This is a genomic window from Thiomicrospira sp. ALE5, from assembly GCF_900112445.1.
In the GTDB taxonomy this organism is placed as follows: domain Bacteria; phylum Pseudomonadota; class Gammaproteobacteria; order Thiomicrospirales; family Thiomicrospiraceae; genus Thiomicrospira.
The window spans coordinates 1,345,352-1,362,111 of record NZ_FOYY01000003.1; the positions used below are offsets into that span (position 1 = coordinate 1,345,352).

Here is a 16,760-nt window from a genome sequence, read left to right on the forward strand (position 1 = left end):
ACCATCTATTTAAGGAGCAAGCGATGAAATTTGTAGGCATTAGCGGCAGTCTTCGTGCCGCTTCAACCAATACAGCGTTATTACGCGCCACCCAAGAGTTGTTACCAGAAGGCGTTACCATGGAGATGGTGACCTTAAATGACTTGCCGATGTTAAACCCAGATGATTTAGCTAACGGCTTTCCAGATTTAGTTAATCAGTTAGCGGCGCAGGCAAAAGCGGCCGATGCCTTAATTTTAGCCACGCCTGAATACAATTACTCAATTAGCGCAGCCCTCAAGAATTACATTGATTGGTTATCGATTCATCCTGATGCACCCTTCAAACACAAGCCGATTGCGATTATGAGTTCAAGTCCAGGTATCTTTGGTGGTGCACGTGCGCAATATCATTTACGCCAAATGTTTATCTATGCGGATGCGAAAGTGCTGAACGGCCCTGAAATCATGGTCGGACTCAGTGGCGAAAAAATCACTGAACAGGGTGAACTGGTTGATGCGGCTTCGCGTGATTTAATTGCCCAGCAAATGCAGGCCTTGGCAAAGCTCGCGAGTTAAATATATTTGCGTTGGAACTCGGTGACCTTTTGCATATAGCGCCGAGTTTCAGCAAAAGGCAAATGTCGAACTAAATGCTGATAAACCTGTTGCGGCTGCATCCGGTTAATCTGCTCAAAAGCCCGACTCCTATCATTATCAAATGCACGTAATACATTCCCCGAGCCGGTGTTGTAGCCGGCAATCACACAATATTCTCGGCTTAATGGATTATTGACCCTTACCAAATAACGGGTATCCAAAATAGATAAATAGCCTACGCCCATTTGAATATTATTGTCCGGAACAAACAAGTAATCGCGTGTTGGCGTGCCAGGGCGTTTATAAATAAGTTCGTGGGCATCGCGGCCAGCCGTGGTGGGTACAATCTGCATTAAACCATACGCAGGAATGTGGCTCATGGCATAGGGGTTAAAACTACTTTCCGCCTCCATAATGGCATAGATTAAGTCGGGACGAATAGAGTAAGTACGACTATGACGGCGCACAGAGTCAGCAAATTTAGTCTGCTGTTGACGATCTAGCTGCGCCGAGAGCGCAAACTCAACAAAAAATCGATCAGGTTGGCCGCGTTGGCGCAGGGTTTGGCGCTGATTGTTAGCCAGGTGTTGCGCATATTGTGTGGCACGCCACTCAAACTGTACGATCTGTCCCTGGTGATCTCTCACCAGTGGATATAAAAAAGGTTGACCCGAGCCGCGAATCGGTTGGTCGCTCAATAAATCAACCTGGTCGGGCCGGTCGGGAGTCAGTAAGGTGGTGACTATCGCTTTTTGTAACACAGCACGATCATCGCTTAGGCTTTCAACTCTAACTAGGCGTGTTTCAAAGTTAACAATCGCCCGTGTTTCAAAGTCATCACTGTATTTTACAAATTCTCGCGGACTGGCGGTTTTTTCATCGCCCCACTTGCGGGCTAAAAACGACACCAGTTCTTGCAGTTGATCACGCACCAGCCGATCGATTTCTGGTACACCTGACACAGGAATTTGACTGGTAATAGCTTTATCAAGCCGACCTTCAGATAGATTGCGACCAACCTGAATCGATTGACGAACTTCATTAGGGCTACAACCTGCGGTGAGCAGGCCTGCTGATAGCCATCCCAGTGAATGGCTGATGTGTTTGATAAATTGGCGACGTTTCATGTGAAACATTATGCCAAAAATTTGCGCTCAAGGCACAGAAAGACTTGACGGCTTGAGTATAATAATTAAATGAAAAGACTTTTTTTGTTGTGGACATTACTATTTAGTTTTATCAGTGTACCAGGCCTGGTGCTGATACACGATGTTGCACACCCTTTTCATGCCCATTTGCATGATCATCACCATAGCTACAATCACAATCATCATGACCAGCACACTCACACGGATCATTCGCAGCATCAAGTCAAACATACTCATGACCATCACCACCACCTTTTATCCGGCTTTCACGATGCGCTAGAAACCTGGTTATGCGAACTCTATGAGGTGACATCCACCACCGCCGTCACCGATCGTGCATATCTTCTACTCGATGATTTTTCATTATATACCGCCTATGCCTTGCCACGTTGGGTTAAGGTCTATTCTCCTGGCTTTTATCCTGATTTTTGGGGACGCGCCCCACCGTTTGTCCTAATTTAACTGCATTTTTAACCCAATTGTCTCACTCGCCCTCATGGCTGCCCCGTTTGTAGCCTTGAGCGCCAGTGGGCGTGCATTAAATTAAGGATATCTATGAACACCCATTTAAAGCGTTTAACCCTTGCAATTACCTCATTATTAGCGACGAGCCCACTGCTTGTGAGCGCGAACACGGATCATCACCAGATGAGTGAACAGGCCAGCGATAACACCTTGCCTAGTATTCAAGTAAGACGTGATGCACTGAATAATACATTCGAGCGTGATGTTTATCTTGCTTCAGCCGAACTCTTTCAAGCAAAAACGCTCAATGATTTGTTTCGCTTAGATCCATCAACCCGTGTGGTCAGTGGTTCAACCCGTAATGGCCAAAAAATTGTGCTACGAGGGGTGGAAGATTTAAATCTCAATATTCAAATAGACGGCGCGCGTCAAGGTGCGAATTTGTTTCATCACCAAGGACGCTTACAAATTGATCCGGCGCTTTATAAGCAAGTGCGGGTTTTTAGTGGTCCAGCGCCAGCTGATGCCGGGCCTGGTGCGTTAGGTGGCAGCGTGCAATTTGAAACCGTCGATGCGCAGGACTGGTTGCGCCCAGGCGAAACCATCGGCGCGCGTGTTGGTGGACACTATGAGTCCGCACGGGATTTAGGCGGCCTAACCACGTCTGTTTATGGTCAATTGGATGACCACACCGGCTTGTTAGCCTATATGCGTCGTACTCAAAACAGCGATTTGCGTGCGGGTGGCGGTGAAACCGTGCCTTCTACGGCAGGGTCACACAATAATTACCTGCTAAAACTCAGTATGCTGGATCGAAATGATCATAGTCTGCACATCAGTGCGCAAGCCAGCGAGGACTTGGGCGGACAGTTCCGTGCCAATTTTCCGGATGGTTCACAATCTCTTTTGCAGCGCAGTGATGATCAACGTATCTATGAGCAACGCCAAACAATCAGTTATGGCTATAACCCGTCTGATGAAAGAGTTGATATGCAGCTTAGGATCTATCACAGTGAAAATGGTTTAGATGTCACGCTACCTATACCTAATAATCGACCCGCAGAATTAGCCCTGACCGAATCCTATGGCATGAATCTGTTTAATACCAGCCGTTTTAGCTGGGGGGCGACTGACCATGCCTTGACCTACGGCACGGATTATTTTCGCGATGAAAATCGTTATCGCACCACCGGTGATGCACGTAGTGAGTTTGCCATTAATCATGGCCTGTATCTGCAGGATCGCATGAGCTATGGTCCGGTGCGCTTGAGTGGCGGTTTGCGTTACGACAGTTATTACAGTCGCTTAGATAATCAATATCGCAATGCGGGCAGCGGTTGGTCGCCTAACCTAAGTGGTGAGTGGGATCTACTCAGCGGTCAGCAACAGGTCACCCTCTTTGCGGGTTATGGTGAGTCATTGCGCGGTTCACGGTTAAATCAAGCCTACTGGTTGTCGAAGTATCCAAGACCAGGGCAAACCTTCCAAGGGAACCCAGTATTTTTTGAACTGGGCGAAAACGGCAAGATTAAACCTGAACGGGCGATCTTGCATGAAGCCGGTGTGCGTTGGCACAGTGATGAGGTGTTTACGCGTGATGATCATGCCGGAATCGAGTTAACGGTATATAAAACACGGATTAAAGATTATTGGCTAACATCCGGTGAAGGACCAGGCACACCCACAACAGATTTTAAAAATGCGCCAGGCGATATTGTTAGCGAAGGCTATGAATTACGAGGTCATTGGGGTTTGAACCGAGTGTTGATTGAGGCCGCTTATAGCCATAACAAACTACGTGGCTATGATGGATTGCCAGCCGATACCGCTGGTACATCAGCAAGAGTCGGTAGCTCTGTCGGTGACAAGCTGGTACTAAACGGCCTGTGGCAAGCGCAGGATAACCTCGCCTTGGGTTACACCTTTACAGGTGTTGCCAAATTAACGGATAAGCATCCCGATCCAGTTAATCCACCCAACAATCGATTTTTGCGCGCGGATAAACCCGGCTACATCACCCATGATGTGCAGGTGCAGTGGCAGCCGGCGGCAGTGGCCAAACAGGCCTTGCGCTTGACCGCTGCATTAGAAAACATTTTTGATACCCGCTATGCCGATCATGCGTCAGTGCGTTTAATTCAAAATGGACAGGAGTTCACTACCTTAGACGCTGGTCGCAACCTGCGCCTGAGCGCCGAGTGGCAGTTTTAATCTCGAATAACGCAGCGCGCTTAAAAACGGGCGCGCTGATTAGCTAAACGCTGGGTTAATCCCCAGCTATCTTTATCTATCAAGGTTTCGATATAGTTTTCGACCCCAGCATCTAACTGGTGAAAGAAGTTCAGTCCAGTGCGTTTTTCTACTTCGCGCACGGTCACCACCAGCGTTCTCAAATCCTCATCCCCTTTTACATTTTGCGGCACAATAAAAGCCAACACTTTGGGCGGTTGATCGGCTTTTTCGCCAGGCTGAATAAAAATTTTATAAAAGCTATCGGGTATCGCAATCCGCTTGGCCGAGCTTGGCAAAAAATTGGGTTTGTCACTAAAAATGGGACCGGTCACCACCCAAAATGGTCCATGAGCTTGCGAAAATTGATTGGCCGCCAGCGCTTCAATTCGCTGCCAGGTACGTCGATTGAGGTCAGGACGCTGGGGGGAAATGTTGGTCATTAAAAAGGTTTGGTGTTGTGCTTGCGCGCCATAACGGGTTGCTATGACATGGTTAGGGGCTAAATGACCGCGATCATAGCCTGACCCGGTATAGTCGTCGTGGGTAATACAGGCAACAAAAGTTAAACAACGCAAACTGCGCCAATCACTTTCAAAGCGGCTTGGTCGTGGCAAATTGGCCGCATTATCGGGACGGGGTAACACCTGATAACTCACCCAAAGTGGATTACCAAGCCAATCAGAATAGCCGACCATAAAGGCATCATTACGAATAATCCGCTTGGTCAGCTGGGTTTGCCAGTCCTGATGCACAGGCACGCCAGAAAACACCATCGCCGGGCGAGCAATATAGTGTTCATAACTATACCAGCCGGCCATGACCAGCATCAGCAGGCCTGCTACTAGCCAGGTGTTTTTGCGTCGACCAGTTTTAAATGGATTGCCGGTTTTAGCGGCTGGACTGCGTCGTCTAGCAGGGGCTCGCGCAGGTGATGGACTCATAATGGATTCTCTTCAGTAATAGGTTTATAAGCAAGGATATGAATATAGCGACCCATGTCGCGATAGGTGGGTTGGCGACAAAAACGCGCCTCTAATGCCATCAGTTCATCCTGATTACTTTCTGCCAACACCTCGTGGGTTAAGTAGTCGTGGAATACGCGAATACCGGTCTGCTGCTGACATTCAAAACCGGCCTCAGCCAACCAACCTCGAACAGTTTCAGGATAATGTGGATGGGGAGGCGTGAGTTTCTTACCCTTGCCAATATAACCATCATCTAAAATATGTTGCCAGCGCCAACTGCCCTTTAATACATTGGTGTAAACAATCGCATTACGATTATAAAATAACACCGATAAATAACCGCCCGGTTTTACTTTCGCCATGACCTGGTTAAAGGTAGCTTGCGGCTCGGCCAACCACTCTAGCACGGCATGGAACAGCACTAAATCGAACTGCGGCAACTGGGGTGCCAAGGCTTGAGCCGGGCCAACTAAGAAATCAGCCGACAAGTTTTGTTCGTTAAAATCGGCTTGGGCACGTGCCACCATCTTTTTCGATAAATCGCTTAGCGTTAGCTGATGACCCGCTGCGGCAAACCAAGCGGCCATTTGGCCTAAACCGCAACCGGCATCCCAAATCTGCAAAGGCGTTTGCTGTTGCAGGCCTGCTAAATCTTCTTGCAAACATTGTAAGCGCCACGAACCTTTGAGGGTGCCATAGACTTTTTGCTCAAACTTGGCAATCAGGGGGTCAAAGTTGCGGTCTTTTAGGGGTTTGCTCATACAAGCCTGCGTCAGTTGTTAAATGTTTTGAGAAGGTATTTTGAAATAGTTTTAAAAATTTTATGCACTGAAAATTGTTTTTTAAATTCAATATGTTGGGTATTTTTTTAAAAAATTGTCCACAGGGTTTACCTTAAAGTTATCCACAAGGCAAGACTGTTTTTAAAAGTTATTCACAGGTACAATTGTGTGCAAACCGCAATTATCCCTAGATCGGACAACGAACACAATATAAGGAGCCGATGATTTGAGTCACGTCTGGACACAAAGTCTTAAATTTTTAGAGCAAGATCTGAACGAGCAACAGTTTCACAGCTGGATTCGGCCTCTTAAGGTTATTGAAGACGATTCCGTTATTCGTTTATTAGCCCCCACCCCATTTATCTTAGACTGGGTAAATCGTAAATTAATGCCTAATATACAGCGTGCCGTAGCACAGGTTGTGCCTCAGGATACACCGCTTGTTAAGCTTGAGATTGGTGAGTATGAAATTGATGAGCCTGTAGCGACTAGTCGACCTGCGCCTGCAAATACGCCTGCTCAGCCGGCGGCGCAAGCCAGTGCAGATACGACCAAAAAAACCATCAAACATAAGTTGAATGTGAGCTATATATTCGATAACTTTGTTGAAGGTAAGGCAAACCAGCTTGCAGCGGCCGCGGCGCGTCAGGTGGCTGAAAACCCAGGCGGCAGTTATAACCCGTTTTTTATTTATGGCGGAGTCGGTTTAGGCAAAACGCATTTGATGCATGCCATTGGCAATGCCTTGTTGGAAAAAAATCCTAATGCACGCGTGGCTTATTTGCACTCTGAAAGCTTTGTTGCCGATATGGTCAATGCACTTCGCCACAATAAAATTGAAGAGTTTAAACGATTTTATCGCTCCTTAGATGCCCTATTAATTGATGATATTCAGTTTTTCGCTAACAAGGAACAATCACAGGAAGAGTTTTTTCATACCTTTAATACTTTGTTGGAAGGCAACAAGCAGGTGATCCTGACCTCGGATCGTTTTCCTAAAGAAGTGGATGGGCTTGAAGATCGTCTTAAGTCGCGCTTTGGTTGGGGCTTGACAATTGCGGTAGAGCCGCCTGAATTTGAAATGCGTGTCGCTATTCTAATGAAAAAAGCGGCACAGGCAAATTATGCCCTCCCTGAAGATGTCGCCTTTTTTGTTGCCAAGCGCTTGCGTGGTAATGTGCGTGAACTCGAAGGTGCTTTAAAACGAATTGTGGCCTATGCGCAGTTTACGCAGCAATCCATAACCGTTGAACTGGTTAAAGAAGCGTTAAAAGATTTACTGGCATTGCAGCAGAAAATGATTACGCTCGATAACATTCAAAAAACAGTTGCTGACTATTATAAATTGCGTGTTGCAGATTTATTATCCAAGCGTCGGACTAGGAATGTTGCCAGACCAAGGCAAGTCGCCATGGCTTTAGCTAAAGAGCTTACTCATCATAGTTTGCCAGAAATTGGTGATGCGTTTGGGGGTCGAGATCATACCACGGTGTTACACGCTGTGCGCACAATTAAAAAGATGCGCGAAACTGACCATATAATTGATGAAGATTTTAGTAAATTGGTTCGAATTATTACTTCTTGAGGCGACAACAAATGAAACTCATCTTAAACCGCGAACACTTTTTAAAAGGCCTACAAACGGTCGCTGGTGTGATTGAAAAACGTCAAACCATGCCAATTCTTGGGAATGTTTTACTGCAAGTCAATGGTCACCACCTCACCTTAACCGGTTCAGATTTGGAAATAGAGAGTCGAGCCCAAGTTGCCATCGATCAGGTCGATGGCGAGGCGTTTGATATCACGCTACCGGCACAAAAACTCTTAACGATTGTGCGTTCCTTGCCAGAGGGTATTAGTGTCAGTCTTGATTTTGAGGGGCAACGTTGTACGCTTAAAGCGGGTCGTTCGTTGTTTAAATTATCCACTTTACCGGCAGCCGATTATCCACATTTAGACTTGTCACGTGTCGAAGTCGCATTGCAGATGAGTCACACTCAACTTAAACAAATGTTGGCGCAAACAACCTTTGCAATGGCTTCACAAGATGTCCGTTTTTATTTAAACGGTATGTTATTTGACGTGAGCCCACAAGCGCTTCGTTTGGTTGCCACTGATGGTCATCGATTATCTACAGCAGCTTTAGAAGCCGATTTTGCCAGCCTTAAGCCCATGCAGGTGATTGTACCGCGTAAAGGGATTTTGGAATTAGCCAAGTTGTTGCTAGCCTCAGACGAATTGGTGGAATTGGCGTTTGCCAAAAATTACTTAACGATCAAGTTAGCTGACACGGTGTTTACCTGCAAACTTATTGAAGGGCGGTATCCTGATTTCCGGCGCGTTATTCCAGAGCACAATGATGTGTTGGTCACCACTGACCGGGAACTTATGCGCGCAACCCTACAGCGTGCCGCGATTTTATCTAATGAGCGCTTTAAAGGCGTACGCATGGTGATAGAGAGTAATCTGTTGACTGTCCATGCTCAAAACACCGAGCAAGATGAATCTAATGAGGATATGGCAATAGATTATATTGGCGATAAAATTGAAATTGGGTTTAATGTGAGTTATCTGCTTGATGTGATTCAAGCTGTCAAGGATGAGCACATAGTATTAAGCCTCAAAGACAGTAGCAGTTCATGCTTGATTGCAACCACAGATGGTTTGATTAGCACACAACATGTTGTGATGCCGATGAGACTCTAAATCTGTACACTACTTTATAAATAATTATGTGCTGATATAAATTTTTCTTATAGTTAGAAGTGTTATAACTGATTGGCATGACATCCAAAAACTAAGTATATTTGTTTTGCATGCCTTAATAAATAAAGAGGATATAAAATGAAAAAAAAGCTACTACCTCTAGCCGGAATTGTTATGGGTTTATCCGTTGCGACCAGTGCTCATGCGGTTGAACGCGGTGAACTTTTAGCTAACAGCTGCTTTTCATGTCATGGTTATGATGGCAAGTTAGACAACGCTGAGATTATCCCTCTAGCAAATTACCCTGCTTCTTTAATCATTAGTCAAATGAAAGCCTATCGCGATGGTACGCGTGAAGGCACCATTATGAATCGTCATGCGCGTGGCTACACGGATGAAGAAATCGAATTGATGGCAAATTTCATTGGCTTACAAGGTCAATAAGGAGCAATTTATGAAAAAAGTTACGTTATCACGTCGTCAAGCCATTCAACTTGCTGCAGCGGGTGTGGCCGTTCCTACTGCGTTCGCCTTATCAGGCTGTGAGACAACGGGTCGTAAAGGTGAAGGCCATGTTGTCGTTGTCGGTGGTGGTTTTGGTGGTGCAGCTACAGCCAAGTACCTAAAGCGTTATAATCCACAGTTGAATGTGACGTTGATTGAACCAAACACAACCTATGTCACATGCCCTGGTTCTAACTGGGTATTGGCTGGCTTCACTGAAATGAATGAAATTACCCATAACTATGAAGCAGCGAAGAAAAATGGTATTAATGTAGTTCACGAAATGGTGACCGCTGTTGATCCAGCAAAACAATCTGTTACCTTAGCTAGCGGCAAGAAAATGAGTTACGACCGTTTAGTTGTGTCACCAGGTATTGATTTTAAGTGGGACGTACATGCAGGCATTTCGCAAGCAGCTGAAACTGCGATGCCGCATGCTTACAAAGCCGGCCCACAAACCTTAATGCTGCGTGATCAATTGCGTGCTATGCCTGATGGTGGAACCTTTGTGATGGTACCTCCACCTAACCCATTCCGTTGTCCGCCAGGACCCTATGAGCGTGCAGCGATGATTGCGCATTATTTCAAAAACAACAAACCAAAATCTAAATTGTTGATTCTTGACCAGAAGAATGCCTTCTCTAAACAAGGCTTGTTCCAACAGGGTTGGGAGCTTAACTATGGTCAAATGATTGAGTGGGTATCGCTTGATGATGGTGGCAAGTTAAACAGTATTGATGTTGCCAATAAAACAATTGACGCATTATACGGTAAAGTTAAAGCCGATGTGGTCAACTACATTCCACCACAAAAGGCAGGCAAACTGGCACATATTGCGGGTTTAACCAACGAGTCTGGTTTCTGTCCAGTAGATCATGTAACGTTTGAATCCACGATTCATAAAAACATCCACGTTATTGGTGACGCTTCTATTGCCAGCCCAATGCCAAAATCTGGCCACTCTGCTGTGAGTCAAGCAAAAGCAACAGCTGCCAATATCGTTCTAGCGATGAAAGGTGAAGATCCAATTTGGGCGAAAAATGTGAATACTTGTTATTCACTAGTAACACCGGACTATGCTATTTCAGTTGCAGCCATTTACGATATTGTTGATGGCAAAATTGCGTCTGTTGAGGGCTCAGGTGGCGTTTCTCCTATGAATGCTACACCCGATGTTCGCCGTACTGAAGCGCATTATACTCGTGGCTGGTACCGCAGTATTACTGATGAAGTTTGGGCGTAATTACATAACATAATTCTGACGCTCTCCACGTTAGGGCTCTTAAACCGCAGCTTTACTGCGGTTTTTTTTTGGTTGTAATCTGGTGTGCATAGCTGTGGGCTTGGGTAGGCATGGTAAAATGTTATAAAACTAGCTAGGGAAGAATACGTTATGTGTGGAATAGTGGGCGGTGTTGCTGAGCGTAATTTATTGCCAATTTTATTGGCAGGCCTTAAACGGCTAGAATATCGTGGTTATGACTCGTCAGGTTTAGCTGTCATAGATGAGGTAGGTGATCTAGTACGTTTTCGGGCTGAAGGTAAAATTAAAGCGCTTGAGCAAACAATTGCTGCGCAGTGTTCCTCGCTCTATGGTCAAACCGGCATTGCCCATACGCGCTGGGCGACCCATGGCCGTCCGGCTGAACGTAATGCGCACCCTCATACTAGCCACGAGCTTATTTCCGTCGTGCACAACGGGATTATAGAAAATTATCAACCCTTAAAGTTAAACCTGATGACGCAGGGCATTGCGTTTGCATCCGAAACTGACAGTGAAGTCATTGCCCACAGTGTTTATTTGGCCTACCAAGCGACTAAGGATTTAAAAGAGGCTGTCGTAACGAGCGTGGCCCAATTTCATGGCGCCTATGCGTTAGGCATCGTGGCTAAGGATCAGCCAGGGCGGTTAATTGCTACCCGAAAAGGGAGTCCGCTGGTGATTGGTGTAGGTATTGGTGAGCATTTTATAGCCTCTGATGTCACGGCTCTATTACCGGTCACCCAGAACTTTATTTTTTTGGAAGAGGGTGATTTAGCCGATATTTATCGTGATCAACTCACCATCTATAATCAGGCTGGTGAGCGAGTAGAACGACCAGTTGTGCAGTCTAGCCTGAACCCGGCTGCGGTGGAGTTGGGTAACCATCGTCACTTTATGCATAAGGAAATTTTTGAACAATCTCAAGCTGTAATTGATACGCTTCAGGGACGTATTACTGATAAAGAAGTGATTACGGAGGCGTTCGGGTTTCAAGCCGCTGAGCTGTTTGATCAGATTAAGCAGGTGCAAATTGTGGCCTGTGGCACTAGCTATCACGCTGGATTAGTGGCGAAATATTGGCTAGAAGACATTATTCGTTTGCCCTGCCAAGTCGAGGTCGCGAGTGAATACCGTTATCGAAACCCCGTGCTGCAAGACCATACTTTGGTGGTGAGCTTGTCCCAGTCCGGTGAAACAGCCGATACCCTCGCTGCATTACAATTAATTAAACAGCGCGCGCAGCAACTTGACTTTAAGCATATTGCCAGCCTGTGTATTTGTAATGTCGCGGAATCGAGTTTAACCCGCGAATCAGATATGACGTTTTTAACCCATGCCGGGCCGGAGATTGGGGTCGCGAGTACCAAAGCCTTTACGACACAACTGGTTGCACTCGCGTTATTAATGATGGTGTTGGGTAAACGTCATAAAACTTTAAGTGTAAAACGCGAAACGGCCATTGTCGCCGGATTAAAAAAACTGCCTGGATTGATTCAAAATGCATTAACCCATGAAGCGGCTATTCAACAACTGGCCAATAGTTTTGCCGATAAGCATAACGCGCTGTTTTTGGGGCGCGGTACCATGTATCCGATCGCGCTAGAAGGTGCGTTAAAGCTTAAAGAGATTAGTTATATTCATGCAGAAGCCTACCCTGCTGGTGAACTTAAACATGGGCCACTCGCTTTAGTCGATGAAACGATTCCCGTAGTGGCTATTGCGCCGCATGATGACCTACTCGAAAAACTTAAATCGAATTTGCAAGAAGTCAATGCGCGCGGTGGCCAAATGATTGTTTTTGAAGATGAAGCCTCCAACATTCAGTCGGATGGCTCATTTAAAGTACTGAAAACCACCAGCAATGTTGGCCGGATTACCGCACCGATTACCTTCAATATTCCGCTGCAACTTTTAGCCTATCATGTGGCTCTCATCAAAGGTACCGATGTTGATCAACCGCGTAACCTCGCAAAATCGGTGACGGTCGAATAACCTGTCGAGTCACTTTACGGCAAACAATGTGAATTTCCAGCTGTTAGCCTAAATTAACCCGCATCAAGCCTTGAGTTTGCTGCGGGTTTTTATTATATTACGCGTTATAGCCAATCGGGCATAACGCTAAATAGATGGTCAGATAAGTTTTGTTCACCTATCTGACAATGGAGCCAAAATGACGGAAGCAAAGGCGCTAATTGATCCTTTTCAGCGCAAAATTGAATACTTGCGGGTGTCGGTAACCGACCGCTGTAATTACCGCTGCGGGTACTGTATGCCCGAACAAGGCGTACACCCAGAGGGCAAGCATACCGAGTATTTGTCATTTGAGGAACTCACTCGCATTATTGCCGCATTTACCCGCTTAGGGGTTAAAAAAATTCGTTTAACCGGCGGAGAGCCGTTGGTTCGTAAGGGTCTGGCCGAATTTGCCCAGGATTTAAAACAATTACCAGGCCTGGTGGACCTTGCCTTGTCCACCAATGCCCATTTTTTAGACAAGCATGCTGCTGAATTAGCCCCGTCGATTGATCGGGTTAATATTTCAATGGACTCTTTGGATGCAAATAAATTTCACCACATTACCCGTGGCGGTGATTTAGCCAAGGTGATGGCGGGTATTGATGCCGCCCTCGCCCATGATATGCGCCCAGTCAAAATTAATATGGTGGTGATGAAAGGCACCAATGATGATGAAATCGAAGCGATGGTTGATTTTGGGATTCAAAAAGGCGTTGAAGTACGTTTTATCGAAACCATGCCGATTGGCCCGGCCGGTGTGTCAATGATGGATCAACACTATGCGGCGGAAGCAATCCTAAAACGGGTCAAAGACCATGTAGGTACGGATTTGCTTCCAAGTCCAAGCCGCTCACATGATGGCCCAGCGCGCAATTTTAAGATTGCAGGCAGCGACGCTAAAATTGGTGTTATTTCTGCGGTATCTGATCATTTTTGTGCCAGTTGTAATCGCGTGCGCTTAACGGCCCGTGGCTTTTTAGCCTTATGTTTAGGACAGGAAGATGGCATGGATTTGCGCTCACCGCTGCGTGAAGGGGCCACAGATGAAGAGCTAGAAGCGCTGATTGTTAAAGCGATTACCATGAAACCAGAGCGGCATTTTTTCCGCGAAAATGTTCACAATATCGAATTTAGACAAATGGTGTCACTGGGCGGTTAATGGTTATAACGCGCGTAACCTTTGTGCTCCAGCGACGCCTCTTTTGCAACGCAAAAGCCAAAGGAGTCGGGGCACAAGGTGAGAGCGCTGGGAAAAGCGTGGATGAGTTTGAAAAGAGGAAAAAATCATGGTCAATATTTTATATTTTGCGAGTTTTCGCGAAAAGTTTGGACAAGCCCAAGAACAATTGCCTGCCCAGTTTAATACTGTCGGCGAACTGCTGGCCAAGTTGGCGCAACGTGGTGATGAGTGGCGTGAAACCCTCATTGAGCAAGGTCATGTACAAATTGCCGTGAATCAAGATATGGCCAATGCCGACACACCGCTGAAAGCGGGTGATGAAGTGGCTTTGTTTCCACCGGTTACAGGGGGTTAAGCCTTGTCTAATCCTTTTGTCAGAGTGCAAGAAGCCGATTTTGATCTGAGCACAGAAGTGAATTGGCTGCGTGAACAACATGCCGATGTCGGTGCGGTGGTCAGTTTTATTGGTACCGTGCGCGATATCAATCAGGGTGATGAAGTCAATCAGCTAGAGCTTGAGCACTATCCCGGCATGACTGAAAAAGCGCTTGAAGCGATTCGCCAACAAGCTCATCAGCGTTGGCAGTTAGAGTCCAGTTTGATTATTCACCGTATTGGTAAAATGCAACCGAAGGATCAAATTGTACTGGTAGCGGTGGCCAGTCGTCATCGTGAAAATGCCTTTCATGCGGCCCACTTTATTATGGATTATTTAAAAACCAACGCGCCCTTTTGGAAAAAGGAATGGACACCGGAGGGTGAGCGTTGGGTGGATGCACGTTTAAGTGATGAACAAGCAATGCAACGCTGGTTATCGCACAACCCTTAGCTTTAAAACGATTTTCTTAACTACTGCGTTATCTGTCTTTTCCCCGCTTGCGGGGAATTTTTTTGGTAACAAACTTGGTAACTAACCACAGGAACAAAGCGGCATGAATAGTGTAGAACAGGCATTAAGCCATTTATTGGCTCAAGCCCAACCACAAACCGAAACTGAAACCCGTAGTCTGGTGGCCGCGTTAGGGTGTATTTTGGCTGAAACCATCGTTTCGCCAGTTAATGTCCCGCCGCATGATAATGCCATGATGGACGGCTATGCCCTTTATGTTGACGAAGATAGTGACGGTGCGAGCGATGCTGGGAACGACTTTACGCAGCAGGCCTGGTCAATTAGCCAACGGATTCCGGCAGGCACAGACCCTCAACCTCTTGCGCCTAATACCGTAGCCCGTATTTTTACCGGTGCGCCCATTCCAGCAGGTGCGAATGCGGTGGTGATGCAAGAAGCGGCAGAAGTGTTAGACGCCGAGCAAGACGCCGAGCAAGATGGCCTGCCACAAGTGCGCTTTACGCAAGCGGTTCAACCTGGTCAGTTTATTCGTCAAACAGGTGAAGATATTGCTCAGGGCGATGCGATTTTAACCGCCGGCACCCGACTAACGCCCCAAGCCCTTGCGTTGGCCGCCTCAGTGGGTCGTGCGCAAGTGGCGGTATATCGCCCATTAAGAGTGGCCACCTTTACTACCGGTGATGAGTTGTTAGCGCCCGGCACGCCGCCTCAGCCTGGCAAAATTTATAATGCCAACCATACCAATATTGTGTCCTTGCTCACACAACATGGATTTGAGGTGGTCGATTTAGGCCAGATTGAAGATAGCCTGGCTGCCACACAAGTTGCATTGCAACAGGCTGCGGAGCAAGCGGATGTGATTATGACCACCGGTGGGGTATCCGTGGGTGAGGAAGACCATATCAAAGCGGCGGTGCAAAGTTTAGGTGAGTTGGATTTATGGCGCGTTCAAATGAAACCGGGTAAACCGCTGGCCTATGGCCGCGTAGGTCAGACCCCTTTTATTGGCTTGCCCGGCAATCCCGTATCCGCTTTTGCCACCTTTTGCTTGTTTGCCCGCCCTTACCTATTAAAGAAGCAAGGTCAGCAGACAGTTGAGCCGCAAAAAATCTGGGTACAAGCCGACTTTAACTGGCTAAAACCTGATGCGCGTCGTGAGTATGTGCGGGTGCAATTACACACCAGCGGGCAAGGTAGTTGGGTTAAGCTGTTTCCCAAGCAAGGTTCAGGTGTGCTGACCTCGACCGTTTGGGCGGATGGTTTAGCGATTATCCCTGAAAACCAACAGATTCATCTCGGCGATTGGGTTGAATATTTGCCCCTTAACCAATTTAATTAAGCATAATCGAGAATCACTATGAGCGAATTAACCCATTTAGATGAACATGGCCAAGCCCGTATGGTCGATGTGAGTGATAAGGCGCTGACCGAACGTATTGCACGAGCGCAAGCCCGTATTGTGATGCAACCAGAAACCTTGGCGATGATTATTGAAGGCAAGCATAAAAAGGGCGATGTCCTCGCTACCGCGCGGATTGCCGGCATTATGGCGGCCAAACGCACGCCGGATCTGATTCCAATGTGCCATCCATTACTACTGACGTCCGTGAAAGTAGAATTAACGCCCAATTTTCAGGATAGCGCGATTGACATTATTGCAACCTGTAAACTGGTGGGTCAAACAGGCGTTGAAATGGAAGCCTTAACGGCCGCCAGCGTCGCCGCTCTCACCCTCTATGATATGTGTAAAGCCGTCGATAAAGGGATGGTAATTGATCAGTTACAGTTGCTTGAAAAAATCGGTGGTAAAAGCGGACATTGGCAGCGCTAAGCTGCCGTTGCGCTTAATCGGTTAGCCTGTGGGCTATTTGGCTTTACAGCTGTTAATACCAAAGGGTAAATAGGCTGGGCAAAAACGGAAAATGCCGGTTAAGAGCGGCACAATACCAATATACCCCAACATCCCGATGACACCGGTTGCGGCCAAGACAATCAGCAATGCGCCGCCAATAATGCGAACCATTCGATCGAGTGTTCCAACATTTACAGGCATAGTAATCTCCTTTAAAC

General features: G+C 46.7%; 17 protein-coding genes. 13 read left to right on the top strand and 4 right to left on the bottom strand.

Features of this window, described 5'->3' with window-relative positions:
- Window positions 1-23: 23 nt before the first annotated feature.
- The gene (locus tag BM293_RS06535) at window positions 24-557 is read left to right on the top strand and encodes an NADPH-dependent FMN reductase (RefSeq protein WP_093447745.1); all 534 of its coding nucleotides are present in this window, start codon (window positions 24-26) and stop codon (window positions 555-557) included.
- Here BM293_RS06535 and BM293_RS06540 read toward each other — a convergent pair.
- Complete coding sequence (locus BM293_RS06540) at window positions 554-1,705, bottom strand: murein transglycosylase domain-containing protein (protein ID WP_093447746.1); 1,152 nt, start codon at window positions 1,703-1,705, stop codon at window positions 554-556. The genes BM293_RS06535 and BM293_RS06540 overlap by 4 nt on opposite strands.
- A gap of 69 nt (window positions 1,706-1,774) precedes the next feature.
- Between BM293_RS06540 and BM293_RS06545 the strand changes: the two genes are divergently transcribed.
- Window positions 1,775-2,188, top strand: a complete 414-nt coding sequence (locus BM293_RS06545; RefSeq protein ID WP_093447748.1) for a hypothetical protein — start codon at window positions 1,775-1,777, stop codon at window positions 2,186-2,188.
- A 93-nt stretch (window positions 2,189-2,281) separates the two neighbouring features.
- Window positions 2,282-4,402 (top strand): TonB-dependent receptor plug domain-containing protein, encoded by a 2,121-nt coding sequence (locus tag BM293_RS06550; protein WP_093447750.1) that lies wholly within the window; start codon window positions 2,282-2,284, stop codon window positions 4,400-4,402.
- Window positions 4,403-4,422: 20 nt separating this feature from the next.
- On the opposite strand, the gene BM293_RS06555 is transcribed toward BM293_RS06550, so the two are convergent.
- Both BM293_RS06555 and BM293_RS06560 read right to left on the bottom strand, forming a co-directional pair.
- The gene (locus BM293_RS06555; protein WP_093447752.1) at window positions 4,423-5,364 is read right to left on the bottom strand and encodes a DNA/RNA non-specific endonuclease; all 942 of its coding nucleotides are present in this window, start codon (window positions 5,362-5,364) and stop codon (window positions 4,423-4,425) included.
- Entirely contained in the window at window positions 5,361-6,149 is a 789-nt protein-coding gene (locus BM293_RS06560) for a methyltransferase domain-containing protein (RefSeq protein WP_093447754.1), read from the bottom strand. The genes BM293_RS06555 and BM293_RS06560 overlap by 4 nt, the downstream gene beginning before the upstream one ends.
- A gap of 247 nt (window positions 6,150-6,396) precedes the next feature.
- Between BM293_RS06560 and dnaA the strand changes: the two genes are divergently transcribed.
- The 10 genes from dnaA to moaC all read left to right on the top strand — a co-directional run bounded on the left by dnaA (window position 6,397) and on the right by moaC (window position 16,521).
- Entirely contained in the window at window positions 6,397-7,755 is a 1,359-nt protein-coding gene (gene dnaA, locus BM293_RS06565) for a chromosomal replication initiator protein DnaA (protein ID WP_093447756.1), read from the top strand.
- Window positions 7,756-7,766: 11 nt separating this feature from the next.
- On the top strand, window positions 7,767-8,876 hold the full coding sequence (gene dnaN / locus BM293_RS06570) for a DNA polymerase III subunit beta (protein ID WP_093447758.1): 1,110 nt from the start codon (window positions 7,767-7,769) through the stop codon (window positions 8,874-8,876).
- Between the two features lie 138 nt (window positions 8,877-9,014).
- Window positions 9,015-9,320, top strand: a complete 306-nt coding sequence (locus BM293_RS06575) for a c-type cytochrome (RefSeq protein WP_093447760.1) — start codon at window positions 9,015-9,017, stop codon at window positions 9,318-9,320.
- Between the two features lie 10 nt (window positions 9,321-9,330).
- Window positions 9,331-10,623 carry an NAD(P)/FAD-dependent oxidoreductase gene (locus BM293_RS06580; RefSeq protein ID WP_093447761.1) on the top strand — a complete coding sequence of 431 codons (1,293 nt, stop codon included), beginning with the start codon at window positions 9,331-9,333 and terminating at the stop codon, window positions 10,621-10,623.
- Window positions 10,624-10,773: 150 nt separating this feature from the next.
- Entirely contained in the window at window positions 10,774-12,636 is a 1,863-nt protein-coding gene (glmS, locus tag BM293_RS06585; protein WP_093447763.1) for a glutamine--fructose-6-phosphate transaminase (isomerizing), read from the top strand.
- A 178-nt stretch (window positions 12,637-12,814) separates the two neighbouring features.
- On the top strand, window positions 12,815-13,819 hold the full coding sequence (gene moaA / locus BM293_RS06590) for a GTP 3',8-cyclase MoaA (protein ID WP_093447764.1): 1,005 nt from the start codon (window positions 12,815-12,817) through the stop codon (window positions 13,817-13,819).
- Window positions 13,820-13,946: 127 nt separating this feature from the next.
- Window positions 13,947-14,195 carry a molybdopterin converting factor subunit 1 gene (moaD, locus tag BM293_RS06595; RefSeq protein ID WP_093447766.1) on the top strand — a complete coding sequence of 83 codons (249 nt, stop codon included), beginning with the start codon at window positions 13,947-13,949 and terminating at the stop codon, window positions 14,193-14,195.
- A gap of 3 nt (window positions 14,196-14,198) precedes the next feature.
- Window positions 14,199-14,669, top strand: a complete 471-nt coding sequence (gene moaE / locus BM293_RS06600; RefSeq protein WP_093447767.1) for a molybdopterin synthase catalytic subunit MoaE — start codon at window positions 14,199-14,201, stop codon at window positions 14,667-14,669.
- Between the two features lie 103 nt (window positions 14,670-14,772).
- The gene (glp, locus tag BM293_RS06605; protein ID WP_093447769.1) at window positions 14,773-16,029 is read left to right on the top strand and encodes a molybdopterin molybdotransferase MoeA; all 1,257 of its coding nucleotides are present in this window, start codon (window positions 14,773-14,775) and stop codon (window positions 16,027-16,029) included.
- Between the two features lie 18 nt (window positions 16,030-16,047).
- Window positions 16,048-16,521: a cyclic pyranopterin monophosphate synthase MoaC gene (gene moaC / locus BM293_RS06610; RefSeq protein ID WP_093447770.1), complete on the top strand. Its 474-nt coding sequence runs from the start codon at window positions 16,048-16,050 to the stop codon at window positions 16,519-16,521.
- A gap of 33 nt (window positions 16,522-16,554) precedes the next feature.
- Here moaC and BM293_RS06615 read toward each other — a convergent pair whose 3' ends face one another.
- Entirely contained in the window at window positions 16,555-16,743 is a 189-nt protein-coding gene (locus BM293_RS06615) for a YgaP family membrane protein (protein ID WP_093447772.1), read from the bottom strand.
- Between the last annotated feature and the right edge of the window lie 17 nt (window positions 16,744-16,760).

Coding starts and splice junctions, on each gene's coding strand:
- BM293_RS06580 (WP_093447761.1), top strand. CDS start 9,331: ATGAAAAAAGTTACGTTATCACGTCGTCAAGCCATTCAACTTGCTGCA.
- BM293_RS06540 (WP_093447746.1), bottom strand. CDS start 1,705: ATGAAACGTCGCCAATTTATCAAACACATCAGCCATTCACTGGGATGG.
- BM293_RS06545 (WP_093447748.1), top strand. CDS start 1,775: ATGAAAAGACTTTTTTTGTTGTGGACATTACTATTTAGTTTTATCAGT.
- BM293_RS06555 (WP_093447752.1), bottom strand. CDS start 5,364: ATGAGTCCATCACCTGCGCGAGCCCCTGCTAGACGACGCAGTCCAGCC.
- moaC (WP_093447770.1), top strand. CDS start 16,048: ATGAGCGAATTAACCCATTTAGATGAACATGGCCAAGCCCGTATGGTC.
- BM293_RS06575 (WP_093447760.1), top strand. CDS start 9,015: ATGAAAAAAAAGCTACTACCTCTAGCCGGAATTGTTATGGGTTTATCC.
- glp (WP_093447769.1), top strand. CDS start 14,773: ATGAATAGTGTAGAACAGGCATTAAGCCATTTATTGGCTCAAGCCCAA.
- moaD (WP_093447766.1), top strand. CDS start 13,947: ATGGTCAATATTTTATATTTTGCGAGTTTTCGCGAAAAGTTTGGACAA.
- BM293_RS06535 (WP_093447745.1), top strand. CDS start 24: ATGAAATTTGTAGGCATTAGCGGCAGTCTTCGTGCCGCTTCAACCAAT.
- dnaN (WP_093447758.1), top strand. CDS start 7,767: ATGAAACTCATCTTAAACCGCGAACACTTTTTAAAAGGCCTACAAACG.
- BM293_RS06560 (WP_093447754.1), bottom strand. CDS start 6,149: ATGAGCAAACCCCTAAAAGACCGCAACTTTGACCCCCTGATTGCCAAG.
- glmS (WP_093447763.1), top strand. CDS start 10,774: ATGTGTGGAATAGTGGGCGGTGTTGCTGAGCGTAATTTATTGCCAATT.
- moaA (WP_093447764.1), top strand. CDS start 12,815: ATGACGGAAGCAAAGGCGCTAATTGATCCTTTTCAGCGCAAAATTGAA.
- BM293_RS06550 (WP_093447750.1), top strand. CDS start 2,282: ATGAACACCCATTTAAAGCGTTTAACCCTTGCAATTACCTCATTATTA.
- BM293_RS06615 (WP_093447772.1), bottom strand. CDS start 16,743: ATGCCTGTAAATGTTGGAACACTCGATCGAATGGTTCGCATTATTGGC.